19 protein-coding genes are annotated in these 23,504 nt (G+C 54.3%); 10 read left to right on the top strand and 9 right to left on the bottom strand.

Features of this window, described 5'->3' with window-relative positions; all coding sequences use genetic code 11:
• Nucleotides 1–84: 84 nt before the first annotated feature.
• The 3 genes from K3T83_RS33010 to K3T83_RS33000 all read left to right on the top strand — a co-directional run bounded on the left by K3T83_RS33010 (nucleotide 85) and on the right by K3T83_RS33000 (nucleotide 4,405).
• The gene (locus tag K3T83_RS33010) at nucleotides 85–426 is read left to right on the top strand and encodes a DUF4062 domain-containing protein (protein WP_220207173.1); all 342 of its coding nucleotides are present in this window, start codon (nucleotides 85–87) and stop codon (nucleotides 424–426) included.
• 413 nt (nucleotides 427–839) lie between these two features.
• Nucleotides 840–2,903 carry a bifunctional nuclease domain-containing protein gene (locus tag K3T83_RS33005; protein WP_220207172.1) on the top strand — a complete coding sequence of 688 codons (2,064 nt, stop codon included), beginning with the start codon at nucleotides 840–842 and terminating at the stop codon, nucleotides 2,901–2,903.
• A gap of 26 nt (nucleotides 2,904–2,929) precedes the next feature.
• The gene (locus K3T83_RS33000) at nucleotides 2,930–4,405 is read left to right on the top strand and encodes a bifunctional nuclease domain-containing protein (RefSeq protein ID WP_220207171.1); all 1,476 of its coding nucleotides are present in this window, start codon (nucleotides 2,930–2,932) and stop codon (nucleotides 4,403–4,405) included.
• 345 nt (nucleotides 4,406–4,750) lie between these two features.
• Here the strand turns inward: K3T83_RS33000 and K3T83_RS32995 are convergent, their stop codons facing one another.
• The 9 genes from K3T83_RS32995 to K3T83_RS32955 form a co-directional block, all read right to left on the bottom strand.
• Nucleotides 4,751–5,449 carry a protein kinase domain-containing protein gene (locus K3T83_RS32995; protein ID WP_220207170.1) on the bottom strand — a complete coding sequence of 233 codons (699 nt, stop codon included), beginning with the start codon at nucleotides 5,447–5,449 and terminating at the stop codon, nucleotides 4,751–4,753.
• Between the two features lie 83 nt (nucleotides 5,450–5,532).
• The gene (locus K3T83_RS32990; RefSeq protein ID WP_220207169.1) at nucleotides 5,533–6,237 is read right to left on the bottom strand and encodes a serine/threonine protein kinase; all 705 of its coding nucleotides are present in this window, start codon (nucleotides 6,235–6,237) and stop codon (nucleotides 5,533–5,535) included.
• A 172-nt stretch (nucleotides 6,238–6,409) separates the two neighbouring features.
• Entirely contained in the window at nucleotides 6,410–7,132 is a 723-nt protein-coding gene (locus tag K3T83_RS32985) for a JAB domain-containing protein (RefSeq protein WP_220207168.1), read from the bottom strand.
• 98 nt (nucleotides 7,133–7,230) lie between these two features.
• Nucleotides 7,231–7,740 carry a hypothetical protein gene (locus tag K3T83_RS32980; protein WP_220207167.1) on the bottom strand — a complete coding sequence of 170 codons (510 nt, stop codon included), beginning with the start codon at nucleotides 7,738–7,740 and terminating at the stop codon, nucleotides 7,231–7,233.
• Entirely contained in the window at nucleotides 7,737–8,093 is a 357-nt protein-coding gene (locus K3T83_RS32975; protein WP_220207166.1) for a hypothetical protein, read from the bottom strand. Before K3T83_RS32975 ends, K3T83_RS32980 begins: the two co-directional genes overlap by 4 nt.
• Nucleotides 8,094–8,179: 86 nt before the next feature.
• Nucleotides 8,180–9,241, bottom strand: a complete 1,062-nt coding sequence (locus K3T83_RS32970; protein ID WP_220207165.1) for a DNA cytosine methyltransferase — start codon at nucleotides 9,239–9,241, stop codon at nucleotides 8,180–8,182.
• 53 nt (nucleotides 9,242–9,294) lie between these two features.
• Nucleotides 9,295–14,634, bottom strand: a complete 5,340-nt coding sequence (locus K3T83_RS32965; protein ID WP_220207164.1) for a helicase-like domain-containing protein — start codon at nucleotides 14,632–14,634, stop codon at nucleotides 9,295–9,297.
• Between the two features lie 83 nt (nucleotides 14,635–14,717).
• Nucleotides 14,718–15,521 carry a Rad52/Rad22 family DNA repair protein gene (locus K3T83_RS32960; RefSeq protein WP_220207163.1) on the bottom strand — a complete coding sequence of 268 codons (804 nt, stop codon included), beginning with the start codon at nucleotides 15,519–15,521 and terminating at the stop codon, nucleotides 14,718–14,720.
• Nucleotides 15,522–15,595: 74 nt separating this feature from the next.
• On the bottom strand, nucleotides 15,596–16,114 hold the full coding sequence (locus K3T83_RS32955; RefSeq protein WP_220207162.1) for a hypothetical protein: 519 nt from the start codon (nucleotides 16,112–16,114) through the stop codon (nucleotides 15,596–15,598).
• A 377-nt stretch (nucleotides 16,115–16,491) separates the two neighbouring features.
• On the opposite strand from K3T83_RS32955, the gene K3T83_RS32950 reads away from it, so the two are divergent.
• From K3T83_RS32950 to K3T83_RS32920, 7 genes are all read left to right on the top strand, one after another.
• On the top strand, nucleotides 16,492–17,007 hold the full coding sequence (locus tag K3T83_RS32950; RefSeq protein ID WP_220207161.1) for a hypothetical protein: 516 nt from the start codon (nucleotides 16,492–16,494) through the stop codon (nucleotides 17,005–17,007).
• A gap of 3 nt (nucleotides 17,008–17,010) precedes the next feature.
• A complete protein-coding gene (locus K3T83_RS32945; protein WP_220207160.1) occupies nucleotides 17,011–17,475 on the top strand; it encodes a hypothetical protein in 465 nt (154 codons plus the stop codon).
• A gap of 196 nt (nucleotides 17,476–17,671) precedes the next feature.
• Nucleotides 17,672–18,103: a VOC family protein gene (locus tag K3T83_RS32940; protein WP_220207159.1), complete on the top strand. Its 432-nt coding sequence runs from the start codon at nucleotides 17,672–17,674 to the stop codon at nucleotides 18,101–18,103.
• 485 nt (nucleotides 18,104–18,588) lie between these two features.
• Entirely contained in the window at nucleotides 18,589–19,377 is a 789-nt protein-coding gene (locus K3T83_RS32935) for a class I SAM-dependent methyltransferase (protein WP_220207158.1), read from the top strand.
• A gap of 288 nt (nucleotides 19,378–19,665) precedes the next feature.
• Nucleotides 19,666–20,889: a tyrosine-type recombinase/integrase gene (locus K3T83_RS32930; protein WP_220207157.1), complete on the top strand. Its 1,224-nt coding sequence runs from the start codon at nucleotides 19,666–19,668 to the stop codon at nucleotides 20,887–20,889.
• Nucleotides 20,864–22,810, top strand: coding sequence for a tyrosine-type recombinase/integrase (locus K3T83_RS32925; protein ID WP_220207156.1), 1,947 nt, complete (start codon nucleotides 20,864–20,866; stop codon nucleotides 22,808–22,810). The genes K3T83_RS32930 and K3T83_RS32925 overlap by 26 nt, the downstream gene beginning before the upstream one ends.
• Nucleotides 22,773–23,243 carry a DUF6262 family protein gene (locus K3T83_RS32920; protein WP_220207155.1) on the top strand — a complete coding sequence of 157 codons (471 nt, stop codon included), beginning with the start codon at nucleotides 22,773–22,775 and terminating at the stop codon, nucleotides 23,241–23,243. Before K3T83_RS32925 ends, K3T83_RS32920 begins: the two co-directional genes overlap by 38 nt.
• Nucleotides 23,244–23,504: the final 261 nt, after the last annotated feature.

Below are 23,504 nucleotides of genomic sequence, written 5' to 3'. Positions count from 1 at the left end.
TTGATAAAATACTCATGCATCCGTCTGTATAGATAGGGCTTACGTGTTCACTAGCCTACTTTTCCATCATGTTGGAAGTCGCAGGTGGCAAAGATCTATCTCTCCTCAACATACAATGATCTCAAGGAACATCGAGAGGCTATCTATCGTGCGCTTCGCAAAATGCAACACGATGTGATTGCCATGGAACATTATGTTGCCACTGCTCAACGCCCGCTCGACAAGTGCTTAGAGGATGTCTGTAGTTGTGATCTCTACGTCGGTCTCTTCGCTTGGCACTATGGATACATTCCACTTGTGAATAATCCTGAACAAAAATCTATTACTGAGTTGGAATATCGAATGGCAGTAAAGCAAAACAAGCCAACACTGCTTTTTCTGCTTGATGAGAATGCTCTCTGGTCGCCGAAGTGGATGGATAGTTAGACGGGAGAAGCAAATGCAGGGGCACTCATTCTGGCCCTCCGACAGGAGTTCCTACGCGACAAGCTGGTCAGCACTTTTCAAAGCAAGGAAGATATCGCGAATGTTGTGCAGTGGTTTAGCATTCTCCAACGGAAGCGACTTCGCTTCTCTGGCTCACTTGGCCGAGCGGCTTCTGGCATATGTTTCCCAATGGAATGCTCATGCGCACCCTTTCAACTGGTCCACCTGCGTCAGCAGCCAAAGTGATAGCCACGTGTGATCCTCGAAGCGTTCATCCTTTAGCCGCCTGAATGCGCGACTCTTTTTACTGTAGCTGCTTGACTTCGAGCAGACCTTTTGCGCCAAAATGACCACTAAAAGGATAGAGACACTTCAACGCCAGAAACGCTTGGCTAAGAAAGGTTAGTGTACCCTTGGAAGAAGAAACTGATGCCCAACTCGTCTCCCGAGCACGAGCAGACGATACAGATGCTTTTCGCAGCTTGCTGGAGCGTTATCAGCCCATGGCCTTCCATCTCGCGAGGCGCATAGTTGGCAAGGAAGAAGTTGCACACGAACTGGTCCAGGAAGCGCTGTTGCAGGCCTATCTCTCCCTTGATCATTTGCGTGATGATGCTCGCTTCAAGAGTTGGCTCTATGGGATCGTGCTCAATCTGTGCCGCAGCTGGCGCCGCCTGCACCCAACCAGCGAACTCTCGCTTGACTCCCAGGCTACTCTGTTTGAGCACCCTCTCTCAGACGATCCCCAGGAGATAGCTGAGCAGCGGGAACTTGAGCAGGCAGTACGTTCCGCCATTGGCATCCTGACGCCCAACAATTATGCGGTGGCCTTTCTTTTCTACTATAAGGATATGAGTATGCAAGAGATTGCCAATCGCCTCTCACTATCCATCCCCGCTGTCAAAAATCGGTTGCATAAGGCGCGGCAGCAGCTTCAGGTTCATCTACAGACACGCTACGCTGATCTCGTTGTTTCACGCCAAAGTCCACGAAGGAGAAAAACCATGCTTCGTCTGCACTTCTGCAAAATTGTACAGCGACACCAGAATCTTTCTGAAAGCACGTACCTCCTCTTACTTGACGAAAAACAGCAAAATGCCTGGATGCCTTTTGTAAGCGACAGGGAAACGCGGATACCTCCTATGTCCCTTCCCACATCACAAGAAACAACTGACGTTGAACCAGCTACCAGCGAAGTGCTTGTGCAAATGATCCATGCCCTGGAAGGCAAGGTCGAAGAGATGAGTGTTGAAGAACTCTATGAAGATTTGCTCTATGCCAGGGTGACTCTGCGTGGGCAGTTGGGGCGGCAGATCGTCAAGGCCAAGCTGGATGATGCGCTCCACCTGGCTATACGTGAGCAGCCCGCCATTTTCATTGCCGAAACGGTCTTCGCTCATCAAGCCATCGCTCTCGCCGACTATGGACAAACACAGGAAGAGCAACTTGCGACCATTGAACAGCTCATTCTGGACGCTTCCCCTCTCTTGCAATCTCGCGCCCGGCCCGACAACCTTGATTTCAGCCGGGGAACGCGCGGTTGGACCTTCTACGTTCGTGGCGCTCTAGACCCGCACGTGACGCGTGAGGGCAAACCTACTCTGGCGCTCACTGTGCAACAGGAGGAGTCGTGGTCAAGTAGCATCATCGTGAGCTATCGCAGTTTCCGTCCAGGTGAATATTCCGGAAGGCGGGTACGTGCAACAGCCCACCTTAAGGCACAAGGAGTACCGCAGCCTGTCTTTACCATGTCCCTCGCTGTTTCTTCCCCTCTGCCTCCCGGTGTTTCAGAGGTATCTGACCAGTACATCAGTTATGCTGCTTCGAGCAAAACCATGCAGATTGTAGACACACAGGCCTGGACACCTCACCGCTTGGTCATGGACATTCCGCAAGATACCCATCGCATCTCATTGAGCATGAGTCATCGGGGCCAGGGAAATGGTATCATCTGGTTGGGTGGTATCGAGCTTGAAATGGTCGATGAGAGTGTTGCAGTGACAGGTACAACTCTCACTTCACGGCTCTTGCAGCCTTTCAACCTCGATTTTGCGCATGAGTTCATGTTCTGGGAAGTAACAGGAGAGGCAGTATGGCACTACAAACACGGCATCGACACCACCACAGCGGCTGGCTCACCTTCCGCCTTTCTGAAGAGCGTCAGTGCCGAGCCGACCAGCCCTTGCACCTTCCAGCAGCAAGTCAATGCGCAACCTTACTGGGGGAAATCTCTCCACCTTTCCGCCAGTCTCAAAACAGATTCGGCCAGAGGTGTACATTTCTTCATCAAGCACTGGTTGGGCGATGACACTGGCGTCGAGGAGATCATCACTGGCACGACTGCCTGGACAAAGTATCATCTGACACTGCCTATCGCAGTTGGTGCTCACGGCTTCGTCTTCGGCATGACACTTGATGGGCCTGGTCAGTGCTGGCTCAACAACATTCAGTTCCAGGTGGCAGCAGGCGACCTCTAAGCACGAAAAGGAAAGGGAAACCAGCCATGGCACAGATGAGTATCTTAGAAGTGCTGAAGAACACTCTAAGATATACCACGACGACGACCTTCCTGCTGCTCGACGAACAGAGGCAACGCCTCTTGGTTCTCACACTCAGGGAGCAGAGCTCTCCAACAATGACCCAGGCCGCAACTACGCGGGGAAGCGTGCCGGCTTCGCCGCTCACCAATGACTTTCTCGCCAATGTGCTCCATGCTCTTGGCGGCGCCCTTGAAGAGGTCGCCATTGATACCTTGTTTGGTGAACGACTCGGGGCACAACTCCATCTGCGCGATCAGCGGGGCTTACATATGGTCAATGCCAGCCTCAAAGATGGCTTGCTTCTGGCGCAGCGCGAGCAAAGTCGCATCTCTGTCAGCGAAGACGTTCTCGTCCGACGTAGCGTCACCCTGGCTCACTATGGTAAGACCGAGGCAGAGCAGTTCGCCGAGATTGTGCGCCGTGCCCAGCAAGATCCGACTTCCTTGCGCCCACCCGTTCAGGAAGTACTCAACCTTGACTTCTCTCATGGTCTGCGAGGCTGGCACTTTCTCAGAGGGGCCAGTTATGGCAGCTATGAACTTGATCCTCACACCTCTCTGATGGGCAGAAAGAGCCTTGCCATCACGCTGCACCAGCCATTTACGCATGGCAGCTCAGGTATGCTGCATTACAGTGGTCCTCTCGCGGAGCACTATCGGGGCCAGCGTGTCCGTTTGAGCGCTGACGTGAAAGTTGAACAGATGCATCAGCCTGAGCTGACATTGTACCTGAGCTGGCCGACAGACAATATCAGCACACTGACGGGGCGTCATGCCAATGCCAGTTGTTTGACCCACTCACAGATCGTTACCCATGCCGGAGAGAATTCCTGGGCCAGACATGAGATGGTCATCCATGTTCCCCAGCAGGCCCAATCTTTCAGTTTCGATGTGGGGACGAAGGAACAGGGGAAATTCTGGCTTGATGGTATTGAGTTGGGCGTAGTCGATAGCAGTGTTGCACTGACTGGAACGCTCTTACGCCCACCATCGCCACAGCCATTGAACCTCGATTTCTCAGAAGGGCTGGAATACTGGGAGAAGGAGAGAGGTTCGCTGAGGCACTACGAAATCGCAGTCGATGCTATAACTCCGCCTTGTGCCACCCTCAAGAGCATCAAAGAGGCTCCCATAGGGTCTTGCCTCTTGCAGCAAAGGTTGATCTCGGAGGACTATCAAGGGAAGAGAGTACGTCTAACTGCTCGTCTGAAAGCCCGTGATGTGGCTACGCATGGAAGCTTCTTCATTGGCTCGTTCCCTGGTCTCAGGGAAGGCCACGTTGAAGAGATCATCACTGGCACCACCTCCTGGGTCCCGTTGACCCTTGATTGGCAAGTGCCAGTACAGAGCATGGGAATGCTTCTCTTCGGTGTCACGCTACAAGGTCCTGGACAGATCTGGCTGAAAGATGTTCATCTCCAAACGGTGGGAGAATCATGAAGACGAGCGAGAGAAGAGGCGACATACTTGGGGCGAAAAAGTGAGAACCATGTTTTCAAAACCAGAGAACAACCAGAAGTGGCTCTCAATTCCAACCCTTTTCAATGCCGTGCTGTACTAAGGTAGTAAAAATTCCCAATAAATGGTTCTTGATATGGAACAGTTCCATGTTTAACGCGCCATCTTCTTATGCGAATATACAAATAATCGATTAATGTTGCAAAAAAAAATTGAGATGACAGCTTCTTTTTCTCTGATGTCGCCTATTCAAGAGGCTGTGATCATTGCTCTCACCTCATGTGTGGAATGAGAACAATGATCACAGCCCAATTCTATGTCTCCCACTCAACAAGAGGATGTCTTCAATAAATCATCCGTCGCATTGATGCCCAAAGATTCCAGCAATGCTCGCCACTGCTGGAAAAACTCTTGAACTGTTCCATCCTCTCTACCTTTGCTACTCCAGCGATAGTGATGCTCGCACCAGTGCGTGATGGCAGTGTTGGCTTCACCTTCTTCCAGAAAAGGAAGCAGATCACATTCCACAAATTGACGAAGCAACCAGGCACTCTGGGGAGGATATTCTTCATCCAGGGACCAGCAGGAGTGGCTAAAATCAATGAGAAAGAGCCGCCCATCGCTGGCTCGTCGCAGCACGTTTCGGCTATGCAAGTCGTTATAGCAGATGGGTTTCGGTTGTGTTTCCAGAGAATAGAGAAGCAGACAGAGCGTTTCCACGATCTGGTTGAGTTCAACGAGCGTGAGGGGATCACGCATGTGGAGGTACTCATAGAGCGTCTCGCCCTCAATCCATTCCATGACCAACGCCTGCATCTGCTCATCGACCTGGCAGCAATCATAACAAGAGGGTATCTGAGAATGCTCGATGCTCGCCAGCAGGGCATGTTCTTTGTCAGAGATAGGCATCTTGAGGGCCACGTGCCGCTTTTCCAGGTGGTCGTAGGCTCGATAGACCTGACCAACGGCTCCGCGACCACACCACTCCAGCAGTTCATACCGATCAGCGATGAATGGGTTTTGCACGGAATAACATCCTTTCATGAGAGAACATTCATCAAATGTTCTTTAAACAAGAGAAGGGAAGTAGAAAAGAGATGTGTAGAGCTTTAGCGACGATGAGATGGAGCAACGGGAGAGGCTGTCAACTGCAATTGTGAAGTGGGAATCAGGTCGGCGAACAGATCGCGCCAGGAGGCGAGGAAATCCCGAAGAAAGATGTTGCTTCCTCGCCACAGCCGTAGCTTCCAGGCCTGTTCCCACTTGCTGATGAGCTGCTGGGTGTCTCCTCGCTCCATCAGTGGCAAGAGGTAATAGTCCAGAAAGCGGCGCATGGTTTCGGCTCCCACCTTCCCTCGGCGATGCGTCGGCAAAAAGGCAGCTCCCCCGAAATCGATGAGAATCAAGCGACCATCAGGGGTGCGTAGCACATTGTCTGTATGCAGATCCATGTAGCTGATCGGGGGATCATGCTCACCGAGCATCTGGAAAATGGCTCCAAGTTCGTTCAGGATGTGAAAACACTCCAGCGGAGGAATGGGTCGCCGACGCATCAGAGAGGCATCGAGCGTCTCTCCTCTGATCCACTCCATCAGTAAAAAGTGGCGTCCCGCCTCCTCCACAGAACCGTAACAGGCAGGGATCTGGGGGTGAGAGAGGCTGGTCAACACCTCATATTCATTAGGCGGAACCGGTGTTTTTATGGCGAGATAGCGATCCATCTGACGATCCTGGGCCAGATAGACCACTCCACAACCACCACGTCCCAGTTGTCCTAGCACTGCGTATCGCTGGGCAATATAGGTTCTTTGCATTGAAATGCATGTCCTTTCTAAGGTGATGAGAAAAAAGGATGTGAAGCTGGAGAGTGATTAGAAGGGGTTGGCACAGATGGGCAGTCGTTTAGAGGTAAAGTACACCACGCCAGAGCAAACAGTTGTTCTCGATACTAGCAGCTTACCCACGACATGAGATCTTCTCGCCTCATTACTGCACCTCCTCGTCCAGATCGTCGTCAATCAAGCTGCCTGCCAGTGGAAATCCTGCGGCGTCTCTTCTGGATGATCCAGCCAGCACATTCATGATGCTGCAATACTGGCCGTTGGCAATGATCAGGTGATCGAGGACGGCAATATCGAGGAGGTCGCCTGCTGCAATCAGGTCGTTGGTGAAGAGCATATCTTCCGGGCTGGGTTCTATGCTGCCGGAGGGATGATTATGGCAGACGATGAGGGCCGCCGCCTGTCTGGTGATCGCCAGACGAAACACCTCGGGCACCCGCGTTGAGAGGCTTTTGAGCGTGCCCTCATACAGAATGATGTTTGCCAGCAGGTGGTGACGAATATCGAGCAGCAGAACGCGCATCTGTTCCCGCTCCAGATGCGACATCAGTGGCAGGACATGGTGAGCTGCCTCCTGGGGTGTGGTAATCGTCATCGGCAGTTCGACGGAGAGAGTGGCAAGGCGTCGGGAGAGTTCAGCCAGCACCACCAGACGCGCCGCCAGTTCTGGTGAGAGACCGTAACTCAAGCACAGTTCCCCTTGTTCGGCACGAGCCAGCCCGCGCATCCCGCGTTCAGCAAGGAAACGAGCCAGAGGGGCATGGCCCGTTGTTTCGTCAGGAGACAGATCAAGCACGAGTCGAAGTAATTCTTCTGGGGAAAGCAAACTACTGCCATAGTGGGCAAGGTGTTCTCGAAGGGTATGCATAGAAAGAGTCCTTTCTTCATTCAAAAGTGGGAAAAAGAAAGTCATCAGACACGCTCTAGCCTGATGACTTTCTTGTGGGTGGATGAAACGTTCGGGAGTTACCAGCAGCGTTGCGGAGCGATGGTTAATTGCTCCCGATACCACAGATCGCGGGTCAGCGGAATATGAACAGGTGAAGAACCTTGCTCTTCCTGTTCCAGTTCAGCCAGCACGTCCTCTGGGAACAGAACTGGTTGGACAACAGGTTCGGTCGGCAGATGCAGAGCAGCGAGCGCCTGTTCCAGACTGGCAAGTGTCGCACAGCGAATCACCCGCATGCCGCTGTGCCTCCAGGGATTCTCCTGCACACTGAACGAAAGCGTACAGGTTTGTTCGTAATAGATCTCCGTGAGATACCCTTGCTCACGTCCATCCTCGATCCACGGCAGCAGGCGACCGGCCCACAAGACGGTTTCTACGCGTGCCAGGGTGCGGTACGCCTGGGCAAAACGGTGACGGATCGCTCGTGGATAGCGCGCTTCCTCTTCAGCAGACTGTTGTAGCCGCTCGGTCCAGATCCAGGGCGGCGGTATCAGGCGTTCATACCAGAACAGTGGAAACGGCCTCATCGCGTCACCTCCTCTCTGTGCATCCAGGAGAATAGGCGGGGTAGCCAGGAACGTGTTACCCAGCGGGTTTCAGTAAACCCGAACCGATCCACGATCCAGACCTTGCGGCCCTGGACGACGACATCACCCACCGAGGTCGAACGGGTTGGCACGGCTCCAGGAACCGGGGTGACGGCGCGGTGATACCACCTGGGCTGCTCGATGCTGTTGGTGAGCTGAAACACAGCTTCCAGCGCTTCGGCCTCGACAGCGGCAACGGGATGATACTGTTCACGTTCCAGTGGCTTGTGCGTTGAAACGTGCTGGTAGGCGGCGAAGAGATCGTTCGCGTGATAGACGGTATATATGGGCATGAAGATGCCTCCTTTTGCAAACTGAAAGGGTTCTTGCTTCTGTGTCAGACACAGAAGCAGGGTCGTGTGGGAACATGACGCGAGATTTACCAGAGGATCAGTTGGCGGGTGGTTTGAGGATCAAGCGGTTCTGGTGCTACAAGCACCTCTCTAGCCTCTTCCAGTTCCGCCTCGCGGCGACGCTGAGACAGGACAGAACGGACCCCAAGCGCACGGGGAATCTCAGCCAGTCGAGGTATGGCACGAAAGTAGTCATTGGCTGCCTGTCCGATGGCGTGGGCCATCGGGGGCATGACACTATCGATCACCATGTCATAGCAGGCTCCAAGCGGTCCGAGGAACTGATACGAGGAAGCAAAACCGTGCAGGTTGGCAATCTCCCGTACATGGAAAGGCCTCACCCCTCGTGGACAGCGCGGATCAGTCACCAGAAACAGGCTGCGATCCCGCCCATAGTTGGTGAACAAATTGACCGGAGCGGTGCGCTCAGGGTGATAGATGATGGGCCGATCCCGATAACCTCCATCCAACCGGCGGTAGATGTAGGGTGGGATCGCTGGCGGCGGGAGAGATGCTTCCAGGTAGTCGGCCAGCCGCTCAGTGGGCCGGGACGCGGGCGCGTAGTGGTCCAGTGGGGGAAAGGCGAAGGGCTGGCGATGCAGCAGTAAAAACAGCCGCTTCTTGCGCTGTAAGGTGAAGTCTTCGCCGTAGCCTACCAGTTCGGTGCAATGGTAGAGCGGCAAGGCCCGAAATGTCTCCATCACCCGCTTGAACTTGCGCATGCCCCAGACATTTTCGACGCAGACCAGTTCTGGCATGTGCAAGATCACCTCGCGCAACGCCTCCAGATACAGGCTATCGCCCGTCCAGGTGCCATGCACGTTGGCCGCCACGGTATAGTGATCGCACGGAAATGTGAGGAAAAAGAAGGGCAGCGGCTCGCCCGGATAATCCACCAGCGTCAGACGTTGGATCGGTCCTTCCACTACCTTGAGACCAGGATGGTTGTGGCGCAGCGTCCGGCACCGATGTGCATCCACCTCCACCGCCAGACGTGGCTGCCAACCTGCCCGTTTCAGGCCACTGAGATCTCCACCACACCCGGCAAAGAGATGGGCCGATACATGGGAGAAAGAAGCAATATCCATACATACCTCCTTTCAGAGATAGATCTTGTTTGATGAGCGTGGGATGGAATGATTTACCAGAGTGACAACTGGACGTGAGGAGCAGGCTCGGGTAGGGGTGGAGGAAGCGTTGGTGACTCTTCTGGCAAAACATCCCACAACGTAGGGAGCGCGTTGCTGGTCGTGTTCCTCTTTGCATCTGCGCTCACTTGCCCGGTTGAGGAAGAAGGTGTTGTTTTGGTTCCCTTTGAAGAGGTTTTTTGCTTCTTCCCTTTTTTCTCCCTGCGCATCTTCTTGAGAGGTTCCAGATTGCCAAAGACCAGGGTGGCCTTCGAGCCAACCACGCTCTGTTGAATGGTGCGCGCTACCTGCTCAATGGTCTGCTCCTTCGCCTCGACCTCTGCCACCTCAATGCGTGTCTGCTCCACGACGGTCTGGGCATTGGGATCACGCGGGGGCAACACAAACTGCGCGCTACTTTTGGCACGGGGACGCTCAACAAGATCCTGGGGCACTGTCGTAAGCAGCCGTTCACGGAGCTGGGCCAGATTGCGTAAGGCCTGCTCGCTATGAGCACGCGCCGCCTGCTCGATATAGTGATCCAGCTCCCGTTTGCGCGCCAGCACCCCCTGCCAATCTTGCTCCTGGGGAAAGGGGATCTGCCCCTGTCGCTCAAACTCCTCAGCCTGCTGGAGCTTCTTCTGGATGCTGGCTCGTTGCTCTTCAATCTGAAGATCCAACTTCAAGAAGAACTCCTCGATGCGGGCATCAATGCGCCAGAGGTTCTCCTGCTCCAACCAGCCCGGCGAAAACGAGAGCGATTCGCCCTCCCAGGCATCTCCTGCCATCAGGGTGTAGGTGGCAGTGTGGACCGCGAGGAACTCGATCCGCAAAAAGATCGGCACGCCCTGCCACTCTCCCAGCTTCGAGGAATAGGCCTGTTTCTTGATCGCCTCCAGCACCCGCTCGGCCAGCGCTGCCCGCCGTCGCTCTTTGCTGGTCATCAGCAGGCGCTCCGGCGTCATCCAGGGATGCGCTCCCGTATAGCCTGCACGCGCGTTGGCAATGTGCTGCAAACGAGTGAACTGCTTTTCCTCATATCTGGCCTGCCCACGCAACAGCTCCCCCTGCTGCCGATCCCGATCCCGTGCGCGCTCATAGGAAGCATGCAGTTGCGTAAATGCCTCGGCTGAGAGCGTGACGTTGGCATGCTCTAAGAGCAACACATCACCAGTCGCCGCCGCTTTGACCTGCCCATAGGTCAGCGAGGAGTCATCGGAGTAGGCCATTTCCCGGCTCGTGATGGTGGTACTGTTGCGCAACTGGTTGAAGAACTTCGCTTTGTTGGAAAGGATCTGCCAGGAGTAGGCATCAAAGGGGCGCCGTTGCACATAATAGAAAATCTCCACCACCGGATACAGGTTGCCAGGTCGCTGTCCTCGCCCCTCACGCTGCTCCACCTCATCGGGTCGCCAGGGCGCATCGCAGTGGTGAATGGCGGCACAGCGCGTCTGGATGTTGGTCCCGGTGCCAAGCTTTGCCGTTGATCCCAGCAGGATCGCCACCTGTCCATTGCGACACTGCTCAAAGAGGGCTGCTTTAGCCGCATCGCTGTCGCTGACCTCGTGGATGTAGCGAATACCTGCCGCCGGGACGCCCTTCTCGACCAGCAGACGTTTTAGTTCGCCGTAGACCTGCTCTCCCTTCTCGGCATTGGGCGTGCCCAGATCACAGAAGCCGATCTGCAAGCTCTTGTAGGGTCCGGGCAGATAGGCCGCCTGCTCCTGCCAGCGTTGATACACGGTGGTCATCTGGGTCGCAATGGCATCCAGCTTGGCCGGGTACTGCTCCGGCATCCCATGCAATCCCAACCAGAGCGCGGCTTTGCGCCCGTCACCTGTGACCCAGAGCATATTGTCCAGCTTGCCGTTGCCCATCGTCATCGGATCGCCTTCATGCAACCGTTCGGTGCGCTTCACCAGCCCGTTGACGAACGCGATGACTTCCTCGGTTGGCTCCACGGCAATCGTGTGTTCCAACCGATCCGGGCGCTGTTCCGCGAGGATATCGGGCGGACGAATATCGGCCACGGTGGTAAACAGATGCAGAAATTCAGGCAGGTTGACGAAGCGCCGGGGCCGTTCGTAGAGCCTAAAGTCTGCTCCATTGGGCGTGACCTCAATGGCGGCCTCCGACTCGATGAAGACCGAGGCAAAATCGTCAATGGTGGCAAGCTCCCGCTCGGTGAGCACGCGCTGATTGAGATACCAGAGCATCACAAAGGCCTCCACCATCGAATTGCTAATCGGCGTGGCCGTGAAAAAGGAGGCAAAGGGGCGCGTGCCATTCTGCTGCTCCAGCCAGCGCAGCTTCATCAGCAGATCATGCGCCCTCTGCGACGGTTGTGCCTGCAATTTTTCTTGATTTGTCGGCAATCCAAGATTTTTGAAAAAGTGCGCCTCGTCCGTGATAATGTACGAAATGCCCAATTGTTCAAAGGTGATGCCGGGATCATGTGGGACCGTCAGCAGGGCTTTGAGGCGTTCATGCAGGCGTTGGATCTGCTTTTCGATCTGTTTGATCTGCCGCTGTTCGGCCCGATCTTCACTCTCAGCCGGGATGCGCGAGAGGACTTGCCTGTATTCCCTGATCTGCTCCCGCATGTAGGCGGCTCTAGTCGAGGGATGGACATCAATGGCCTGGAACGCGGAGTGGGTCATCACGATCAGATCGTAGTTGCCCGTGGCGATGCGCGCCAGAAACAGCCTCCGATGCTCCTGGTCCAGATCTTCTCGCGAGAGCATGAGAATATTGGCCCCTGGATAGAGCTGCTTGGCCTCGGCGGCAATTTGCTCTAAGAGGTGGTTGGGCACTAGAATAGCCGCTTTGCTGATCAGACCCATCCGTCGCAGCGTCATCGCTCCGGCGACTTGAATTTTGGTTTTGCCTGCCCCCACTGGATAGGCACACAGAGCAGAACGATTGGTAAGCATGCGGGCAATGAAGTCACGCTGCCAGGGATAGAGATGTTCTTGCCAGTAGGGGTCCATGCCCGGAAAGCTCAGATGTGCCCCGCTGTAGCTCGTGGGGATAGTGCCATTGTAGAGCGTGTTGTAGAGGGCCGCGAGCCGCTCGGTCCGGGCCTGCTCCTCCCAGATCCAGGCCCGAAAGCGCGCCTGAATTTCTTTGCGTTTCTGCTGGGCCAGCATAGTTTCCTGGGCGTTGAAATGCTGCTTGCCTTCCTCATCGATGTCGACGACGATGGTGGTGCGATGATTGAGCAGGTGTTCGAGCAGCCGAAACGCGGAGACGCGACGGGTGCCCCAGATGCTCTTAATCTGGACGGCTTCGCCCACCCCACGTGGAGGGACGACGGTCCACTTGCCGGAGAGCCGATCATGCTTGATCTGGGGGGTGAATTTGAACGTCTCGCGGCAGAACTGAATGAGATCGGCCTCCGGCAGCCAGGGCGCACCCAGCAACACGGTAATCTGTTCCGGGGGAATGGGAGCCGGTTGCAGGGGTTCCAGCGCCTCAACATTGTGCTGCCAGCGGGCTGGATTGGTCTGCGCTGCCTTGCGTGCCACCTCCAGTTTGTGGCGCACATTACCGGAAAGATAGAGCGGGGCTATCTCCCACTCCTGCCGCTCCGGGTCTTCATAGACCAGCTCGCCCAGGTACTCGGCAATGTGTTCGATGGGGCGACCCGTAACGCGGGCAATGAAGGGAAAGTCGAGCCGTCCATAACGGTCGAGGGAGAGGGCTATCGCCTCTTCCCTGGAGTCTGCGCTTTCCTTATAGACAGGAGGCACATTGACGCGCTGGGAAAAGATGGGGGCTTTCTCAGCCTGTTGCCGCTCCTCATCATAGCGTTCCAGGCTCAGGAGTAAAGGGGCATGGGCATCGGTACGGAACAATGAGAGGGCCGGTGGCAGGCGGCGAGAGAGATGTTCTTCCCCCGTTTCTTTATCGATGCGTTTGTACACCGTCGAGCGATTGAGAAAGCCGTACTGCGCGACGTAGGCATCGTAGCAGCGGTCCAATTTCCGACGCAAAGGCAACAGCGCCTCATCGCTCCGCTCGTAGTCGCGTTCGGCTTCTACCAGAGCCAGAACCGCATCGCGCAGGTGGACGAGTGCCGTCAGTTCGGGCAGCAGGCTGGTGCGTGTGATCGCTTTGGGTTGACCCTCGCAGATCTGCACCAATCCCTTCTCCGGCAAGAGGTAGAAGCAACCCTCTTCGCGTCCATCGCTCTGCAACTGCACCAACGGGCGGTCAAGCGCTCTGGCATCGAAGCGCGGGAGAAAGAGGCTGCGATGCCCAACAGCTTCAGAGGCGATCCGGTCGCTGGCTTGCGCAATGGCGGCCTCCAGATCGTCGGGTGCGCGGATGATGAGTTCGTGGTCATGGTACATGCCACGACCGAGCGTGACGGTGCCCAGGATTTGCTCCGGGTGCTGGGCAAAGTAGGTATTGGCCTCCATCTCGACATCACCGAAGGCGTGATTGACGACCCCAAGCCAGGTGTGCCCCTTCCACACAGACCTTGCATGCCGTCGTTGCAGCACCAGTAGATCGGTAATCACCGCCGTTTTGGCAAAGCGATGGCTGGAACCAGGCAGGCGGATTGCCCCCAGGAAAATGCCCAGATCGCCCAGGATGGCGCGAGCCTCTGCATGCATGGCATCGAGGGTGTAGCGCGACGTAATCAGGAGAGCGAGGCCGCCAGGGCGCAGGGCTGCCAACGCCCGGTAGAGGCAATAGTTATGCAGGGAGAGCCGCGTCTTGAAGGGCAGTGTCCTATCAAAAATGGGAATATCAGCAAAGGGGACATTGCCAACCACCAGATCAAAGGCATCCTCCGCCAGTGCCACCTCCTGCAAAGGGGCATTGATGATATGGGCCTGGGGATGCAGCAGACTGGCAATGGATGCGGTGAGCGGTTCCTGTTCGATGCCTGTGACCTGGATGTCCAGATCAGCAGGTGCATGGGCGAGAACCTGCCCAGTGCCACATCCTGGCTCCAGCACGGCCCCTCCAGAGAAGCCGAGGCGGGTCGCCAATCGCCAGATGGCCTGACTGAGAAAAGGGGCCGTAAAAAATCTGGTGGGAGTAGCAGCGCTGGCAGCTTCATAGCCCTCTGATCCCAGCAGCATATGAATCTGTGGCCCCACCGTCAGCCAGCGCTCGGCAGGGCGTCGCTCAAAGGCGGGAGCATATGGTCCCCATCCCGGCCAGCGGAGGAGCAGATCGCGCTCCTCCTGGGCGAGCGGTCGATAGCTCTCTTTGACGCGCTGGACGGTTTCAATGACCTCGACGATGGAGGGCAGAGGGTAGCGGGCCGCTCGCTGGCTAGGAGAATCAGGCTGCTCAGGGGCAGTGGAAGCATGAGACATGGAAACAGAAGCGTGCATACACACAATCACCTTTCTAAAGACAAAAAAAGCCCTGAGCGGGTGAAGTTGCTCAGGGCTTAAAAAACAGCGGGAATGGTCAACTACGCAGAAGTAACCTGCTTGCGAGCCTCAATGTAATCGGACAGATGGAGCGCCTGTTCAGGAGTCAGGTGTGCCAGATCCTCGACGTGATAAAAGTGACAGGCTTTCTGTTGTTGCTCCCGGGTCGTTTCCCGGCGCAGGAAGGCCAGCAGTTGGGTATCGACGCGTTGTTGGCTGGTTCCCGTCTGGTGTGAGGAAGAAGAAGGGGCCAGCGAGGAACCGTGAGATGCCTGTTCAGGATCAGATGCCGCCTGTTTTGCAACAGCGGGATGTTCAGGACGAGGAGGCAAACCCGCTTGCATGTAGAGCTTCTCGATCCAGGCTATGCGCTCGGCATCGGAGATGGGAATGGGACGACTCCCGGAGGTGGGATCATAGGGCAACCAGAGTTTGGGCAGGTCATAGAGGTAGCGACCCAACCCGAACTGAGCGCAGGCACGGCGGAACCCCTGAGAATAGGCTTCGGTGGCGCTGTTCTCCTCCTCGTGCTTCTCCCCTTTGCGCGAGAGGCTACTCAAAAACGCTTCCCCATAATCAGTCCGAGAGACACCACAAATGACGACGGCCACCGGGACAATGAGCTTGTTGCCAGCCACCAAAGGTGCCGTCAACGGTGTACTCCACTCGCCAAAGGCTAGTTCATTGAGGCGATCTTCATAGGTGCGTTTATCGGCATAGGGCAAGGCTAAACACTTCCACTGGCCCTGCTCGTTTTTGCGCGGGAGTTTGGGTAACAATCTGATCTTCTCCGGGGGAAAAGGGCAGCGTAAAACATCTTGCAGCGAGGCAAGCGATAACGACATGACAAGTTCTCCTTCAACAAAACATACAGGCTGAAGGAGTGTTCGCCCTTCAGCCTGTAAGACAACAGTGTCACTTAGTGATGATGGGAATCATGAACCCAGCGGTCTTGCTGGAAGAAAATGCCAGTTCCCTCCAGGCTGGTCTGCACGCCCCAGATCCAGGCATCGGGCAACCGATAGCGAGCAGGAGTGAGGATCTGGCTCACACGAGCATCAGCCTGCAAGCTTGCAACCAGCGCCTCTTGCAAACTGGTTGCCACCGCCAGTGCGCGTGCCGTGACCTGCGTGGTGGCACGTTCCTCTCGCACCGGGGCGATCAATTGACCGTGATCACCGACAAAGAGGAACTGGACAGCGGGGATAGTGCAGTAGTAGATGGGGCTATCGCGCTGCTCCATCTTGCGTGCTGTCAGATGAATGGCTCGCCGAGCCAGCCAGGAACCATGTTGAGGAACGGTGCGTTCCACCTGCATCAGCAAGATCGTGGCGCTATGACGCAGTAGCGAAAGCAAGATCTCAATACTGCCACATTCAACGGCCAATCCACGATGGGGGTACTCGACGGCATCAGAACGATGTGGTACGCTTGGCATAGGAAGGTATCCCTTTCTAAAAAAGCCGGTTCCCCTACTTTGCAGAGGCAGGGAACCGGCTTTTTCGTGTAAAAACGATAGTTATAGAAACAAATTGGTAATAGAGGAAACCACAAGGGTACAGAAGCTTACCCAAAAACAGATCTCCGTTTTTGGGTGGTGCTCGCACCCACTGCAACAAGCACATATAACTCCTCCTTTTGTTGACATCATTGGCTCCAACTTCAGTTAGCTAAAGAACAAGGAGTGGCATCATTCACCCGTTGGGATGATGCCTGTTTCTCTCTCTCCTGCCAGAGTTGCTTTATCCAGCTATTACTCCACAGCAAGAAATTGTAGGAAGCACTAGGAGAAGCGAAAGAAAGAGGGATGTCTCTATGAAACATACACGGATCTTTGATGCGGGTCTGGGCTATGGCTCCATCAGCACGCTGGAAACCTTGACTGATTGCACCATCGTCAAACGCGATGACCAGTGGTGGATGTTCGCCGCTGGAGTTGATCCTGAGATCAACCTGTTGAGTGCGAGCTTGCCAAAGGGAGTGCCCCTCTCAGATGAGGTGTGGCAGATCACCCTCGATCCAACCGACACAAGGAAACCGGCCCTCCTGGCTGGCAAATCCAGAAGTTCCTGGTGGGACGGGAAAGGTGGCCGCCATTGTCCATCCTACGTCAAAGGCCTTGATCCAGAAGCACAGAGATGGGTCGAACGCATTTATTACGCGGGCGCAACGCATCATCAAGCGGGACCATATAGCATTGGCTACCTCCAATGGAACGGCACGGAGCGGGTCGATCAGAGCATGCCCGTGTTCACCGCCAATGCATACTGGGAACATGGCAGCGTCTATGAACCCAACCTGATCTACCATGATGGAAAGTGGAAACTGTAGTACGTGGCAAGAGCCAATCAAGATGATTATCTGGTGCAGGGATATGCTGAGAGTCCTGATGGACGAACCAACTGGTCAGAGCATCAGATCGTCTTCGCCCCAGAGGAAAGGGTCTTCGATGTTTGCGTGATTGCAGCAAAGGATGGCTACGAAACCGTCTTCTCACGTGTCAATGTGAGCAATGCAGACCTGCCACTGACAGGGCTATGGTGGTGTCAGGGAACAACCCCATCACCTAACATGGCGGATTGGAGCGAGCCGATACGCATTTGGGGGCCAGGACCGTGGAAACCAGTGTTGCGTTACGGCGAAACAGATCCTAACAGCATGTTTGTGTTCTGCGATGGAGCCTACCCGAATGCTGCCCCTGTTGGTATTCCGTTCCACTTTACCCTCGACTGCATCCAGATCACACGGCCTGCCCCTGACGGAGAACAGGGATGGCGAGAGGAAGGAAGCAACAGTTAGAGCCTGTTTTGGAAAGGCGGAAAGAGGTGAAGATGATCGTTGGGCCGACAAGGGGTTAGAATGCGTTGCTTGCTCATTGTGCTATACTAGCAAAGCGATCAGCATTCGACGCGCCCCTGTGCATGTCATAGGAGAAGACCGATCCTCCACGACGCTCTCGCTGGAAAAGGATGAGAAGAGGAAGGAGACAGAAATCATGGCAGCAGACACCTCCACTCAAGGCGAACCAGTCAAGACCAGCATCGCCCCATGGCTCTCAGTTCACCAGGCGACAGAAGCGGTGGACTATTACAAAGCTGCATTTGGCGCGGTCGAGCGATACCGACTGGAGGATGACATGGGAAAGGTTGTCGTTGCTCAGTTGGCTATCGAAGGAGCGGACTTCTGGCTCCAGGAGGACATCGACTCCAGCCCCGAGTCTTCTTCCCATCAATCGATTCGAATGATTTTGACCGTAAACGACCCGGATGCGGTGTTCGAGCAGGCGATTGCCGCAGGAGCAACCCAAATTTTCGCGATTTCCGAAGAGCACGGATGGCGGACTGGCCGCCTCGCCGACCCATTTGGTCACCACTGGGAGATTAGCAAACCACTTTGTGATTCGTCACAGGTTTTGTCCGCTCCATGAGCGGATAAATTGTCCAGCGACCGACTTCGCATCTCTTTTTAAAGCAACCACACATGATACAAATGCTTCTGCTTTTGCCTCATATCTGTAGCATTGGTCCCATTTAGGAACCATAACCTGTCTTTTGGTCCCATCGTAAAGATTCTCGTTTCACTAGCACACTTTTCCTAGATTCACTGCTGTAGAAATGCGTCAAAATGGACAAGATCCAAGATATAAGTCAAAGATTGTTCTTTTTCCTCAGAATGTACTAGGATAGTGGTAAAGAGCGTGAAGGTTCGACGATTTTTGAGATACCGTGGTTGGCGCGAAACGGAGGAATCGACCGTGGAGACGCCTGGGGAAACCGCCGGCTTTCGTGATTTGCGGCATGCAACAGGTGGAAATTCACAATGAAACGGTTCATCTCCTGTTCGCTTCGTGGTTGATCAGATCATCAATGGTTGGATTTCTCACTATTTATATCGAAAAGGAGTTAAACAAGCATGAAGAATCCTTTCGTACATGAAGTGCATCGCGTCGAGCGTTTTGCCGATCAGAGCGTGGTGGATCGCTATCACCTGCGTCCCACCTACTCGCCAGAAACCTTCACTATCCTGAACGAATTGATCGTAGACGAACCGCGCGTTGTCCTCGACATGGGCTGCGGGACTGGCAATGTCGCTCGTCCCCTGACCGAGTATGTTGAACGCATTGATGCCATCGATCGTTCGCTTCCGATGCTTGAGCGTGCCAGGACGCTGCCTGGAGGAGATTCACCGAAGATCCGCTGGCTGCATGGACGGACTGAGGATGTGGAACTTGAGCCGCCCTATGCCCTGGTGACGGCAGGTGAGAGCCTGCACTGGATGGAGTGGGATGTGGTTCTGCCTCGCCTCGCACGTGTCTTGACACAGCATGGCTTGCTCGCTATCCTCAATGTTGAGGAACGGCCGGTTCCCTGGCACGAAGGCTATCGCCAGATCGAGCAACGTTTCACGAACAATCCCGCCTACCAGCCGTTCGATTGGATCACCGAATTGGAGAAGGAGCGGCTGTTCCAGAAACTAGGCACGCACGAGGCTGAAGTCACGGTTTCACAAACGGTTGAGGACTACATTACCGCCAAGCACGCACGCAGTATTCTTTCGCTTGACACGATGACGGCTTCGCAAGCGACGCAGTTCGATACGGAGATGCAGGCGCTCCTTTTGCCCTTTGCACAGAATGGCCTGCTCACCTTCAACGTGATTGGCAGAGTCATCTGGGGAAAACCCAAAGGCGGTGCGAAGTAAGGCCGCTCTTGGCAACAGGACAAACGACGAAGATTGCCGACAAGGGATCATCTGGACGCTCGCGTAATCGGAGCCATCCAGTGTGGACTACTTATGAAATGGAAATAACTTGTCCACACACTTTTTGAATCATATCTTATCCGATGAGTTCTTTAGAGAGAAAACTCCTCTGAGAACAACGATAATAACGAGCCCTCTCAGAGGAATTTGGTGGCATCAGTATCATGTTCTTTAGAGGCGAAAACCTGTGGGAAGAAACGAAAAGGTCGTGAAGGGTAGAGTAGTTACGTGGATGAGGTAAACAAGGCTCCCAAAATGGTAGGTGCTGATGTACCGGAACGAGGAAGGATCTATTACCTGGTCGATGACCAGTACGATTTCATTCCTCTCGCCAAAGAGTTTTTTGATTGGAATGCGGCAACGAATCGTGCTCCAGCTACTCTGAAGGCATACTGTTCTCGCCTGCTATGGTATTACCGCTTTCTCTGGCAGCGTAATTTACACATCTTGGACGCAACGCCAGCGGACCTGACTGAATTTGTGATTTGGCTGTGTAATCCGTATCGCGAGAGTGCCGCTGTTTCTCCTATCCACCAAGCCAGTCCCTTGACGGCATCGAGCGTCAACCTCATCCTTCAGGTGGTCGGAGCTTTTTACCGCTTCCTTGTGCGTCGTGGCATGATCTCAGAATCACCAGTTCGCTACGTGGATGTCCCCAGAGGCAAATGGTTGACCGAACGTGATCTGCTGGCACATACGCGCCAAGGCCGGACTGTCGTCCAGCGCATGGAATTAAAGCTAAAAGAACCGAGCCGACTCCCGCCTATTGTGTCGGAGCAGGATTTCCAGACCTTCATCGCCAGTATTCACATGGGGCAGGACCCGAATGGCGATCCCTCTGGTTTCCGGGATCGCCTGTTGTGCCTCATGCTCAACGAGGGTGGATTTCGGATCGGTGAGATCCTGGGCCTGAGAATGGAGGACCTGGAATTTGGAAAACAGGGAGTCCATGTTCGCTTTCGCCCGGATAATGAGAACGGAGCACGAGCTAAAGCGGGATATGGCCGTGATCGTTTTGTCCATTTACCCAGCGAGATTCTTGGGTTGCTCGACATCTATCTGACAGAAGTTTGGATCGAAGCATCTCCAACAACCTCACATCTGTGGATCATTCTGAACAAGCGCGCAAAAGATCGGGATGGTGGCTCAACCTACGGAGCAGCGCTCAACGTGTCCGCTGTCGAGCAAATGTTTCGATACTACTCCGAGAAATCGGGAATCAAGTTACATCCTCACGTGTTGAGGCACACTCATGCAACGGCCCTGGTTCGTTCTTACCTACGAGACGGCGAAGCGGTAGACTGGAAATTTATTCAGGAGCGGCTCGGCCATGCCAGTGTGGTGACGACAATGCAAACCTACACTCATTTAACCAATGAAGATCGCAAGTGGGCCTACGACCGCTATCAGGAGAGGAGATCAGAGCGTGCAGCACAACGCACAGGAAGATAGCCATGAACAGCGTATCACTTCTTTCTCTGCCATGAAGCTCATCACAGAAGGATCATGGACCCCAATACAACAGCGCTTACTGGAAGTCCTTCAGCGCAAAGAATATCGGTGTGCATCCATTGCTCGGATCTGCCAAACGGCTGGGTATTCTGGGAATATGGCCTGGTATCAGGCCATGACCGATCCATGTTTTGCTCAGGTCGTTCAAACTCTAGGGATTCTCTCCTGGAGCCGTCCACAGCGTCGGCTCCTTGAAGTCCTCCAAGATCCAGAGAACCGCAACAAATCGGGCTTGCAGATTTGTCGATTAGCGGGCTACAAAGACCATACAGCATGGAACAGAGCGGTCAAAGATGAGCGCTTTGTAGCTGAACTGGAAGCGTTAGGCGTCATCCGGCGGCAGCGGTTGGTTCGAGCCTCTCATCTGGAAGTAACCGCTGCAACAAATATTGAAGAAGAATTGCAGAAAGATGTGTGGGATGTCCGACGCTTCAAACACGATTACCCCAAGCATGTATCACCTGCTACTTATGAAGTAGACTTCTCCTGGATCGCCAATCCTACTCTGAGAGTGCAGGTCAAGCACTACTTCCGGTTACGTCTTCCTCGATGGAAAGCGTACACCTTCAAGAGAGTTCTCTACCATCTCAAAACAGTGCTTGCATTGTTTCCTGTAGATGTCCATGCAGGGAATCTGGGGAGAAGGCATGTAGAAGCACTTCTTCCTGCAATGAGCCAGTTAAGTGCTATCCAAGCAGGTAGAGGGCTTCGGGAGGCAAAAGTGATGTTCGAGTACATGGCAACATCGCCTGTGTGGACTCTTGCTCGACCGTCTCGCTTCCTCATTTGGGATGAAGATATCCCTCCTCGAACAGAAGCACTTCCTCGTCCTATCCCTCCTAACGTCCTTGACCAACTCGATCCCCTGATAGAGCAAGCAGAGGCGGCCATGAAAAAAGGCCAAGATCCTCCTCTCCTCACCCCTCTGTTGTGGGATGCGCTGCTTATCCTACGTCATACAGGGATGCGTTTTGAAGATCTGGCCCATCTCAAAGCGCCAGATGAACGCGGCAGAGGTGGGTGCCTTGATCAGGATACTGATGGATACTGGTGGATTTGTATCGATCATGTGAACACCAAAATGTCACGTGAACACCGCATACCAACACGTATTAGCGATGGAGTGATTGATGCCATCCGTCGTCAGTGTGGACGTGTTCAGCAGGTTCCAGATCACTTTGGAGCACACTACTTGTTTCGGACAGAGAAAGGCATCATCTCACGTATGCAGATCCAATCTGCGCTCAAGAAGTTGGCTTCCCACCTCACGTATGAAGAGCAGCCCTACCTGATCACTCCTCATCAATTCAGACATTCCATTGCAACCGACATGATCGAGCAAGGGATCGATATTTACACGGTCAAAGAGTTTCTTGGGCACAAGAGCCTCACCATGACGGAAAAATACGTCAAGGTGTATCTGAGCAGTCTGAAGGCTAAGTACGATGCATACCGCCTGAAAAAGCAACACCCCTCTGCATCTGAGATGATGAGCCAAGTCCAGATAGCCCAGCCGGAGAACGATGCTGACGGAGGATGGGTCGAAAACAAAGTGGGTAAGCTGTATGTGTCGCCGCTCCCTGACGGGATTGGCAATTGTGTGCATCTGCCCATGCACGACTCGCCTCATTGCCCTACCTGCCCCAAACTGCGTGCCAACAAGCGGCATTTGTCCGTCTGGGAGAACAAAGCCACAAACTTGCTTATCACCGTAGAAGCGTTGCGGGCTAATCCTGCTTACGCACGTGCACGGCAAAAACATGAGCAGGAACTAGCCCACGCTGAAAAAGTCATCAACACGATCAAAGAGGAGGGCTTCTGGGATGGGCGTATCCACAATAGCAAAACAAACCAGAGCTGAACAGTGTCGAAAAAACGCGCAGGCCAAGTCTGAGCAAAAGCGGCAGGCTACCTTTGCGGCGATTCGAGAGCTTCAACAGGGAAAATATCCCGTCACGAGATCGGCGGTGGCCAAGCGAGCTGGCGTCTCTGTGGTTTTCCTCCGCAGCCACCCAGATCTGCTTCAGGCTATTAGGGAAGCAGAACAACAGCATAGACTTGCTCCGCCAGAAGGCGCTGGTGACAGAGCGAAAGACCAAGTGATCGCCGCCCTACGTCGGCGTCTTGATGAACAGAAGCAAGTCCTGGCAGCTAAAGACGCAGAGCTAAGACAAAAGCAACGTGAGATTGATCGTCTCTATGGAAAATTGGCAGCTGGAAGCCAACTTGCTGATCAAGAGTTGTGTCAACGTCTGGCTCTGGCCCTTCAGCGATTAGCCTTGACAGAGACTTAGAAGTCCATGCTCATTTCATCTCTCTATTTGCAACTATCGCCAGGTTTATGCGTAGTATTGATATCTTCCTATGATGTAGCGAGTCTCTGGGCGTTACGGAACTCATACTTCCAGTGGGCGCCGTCTGGACGACGCGAAGACTATGCGTATGAGAGCTAGTCTTGTACTACCATCGAGGAGGACCCAGATGTCATTGCATGACGCGCTCACTTTGCTTGTTGCTATACCTGGAGCAATTGTTAGCATACTTACTCTAGCAAA

Source organism: Reticulibacter mediterranei (genome assembly GCF_016587455.1).
Note: the sequence above shows the minus strand (reverse complement) of the source record. Positions and strands in the feature narration are given on the sequence as shown.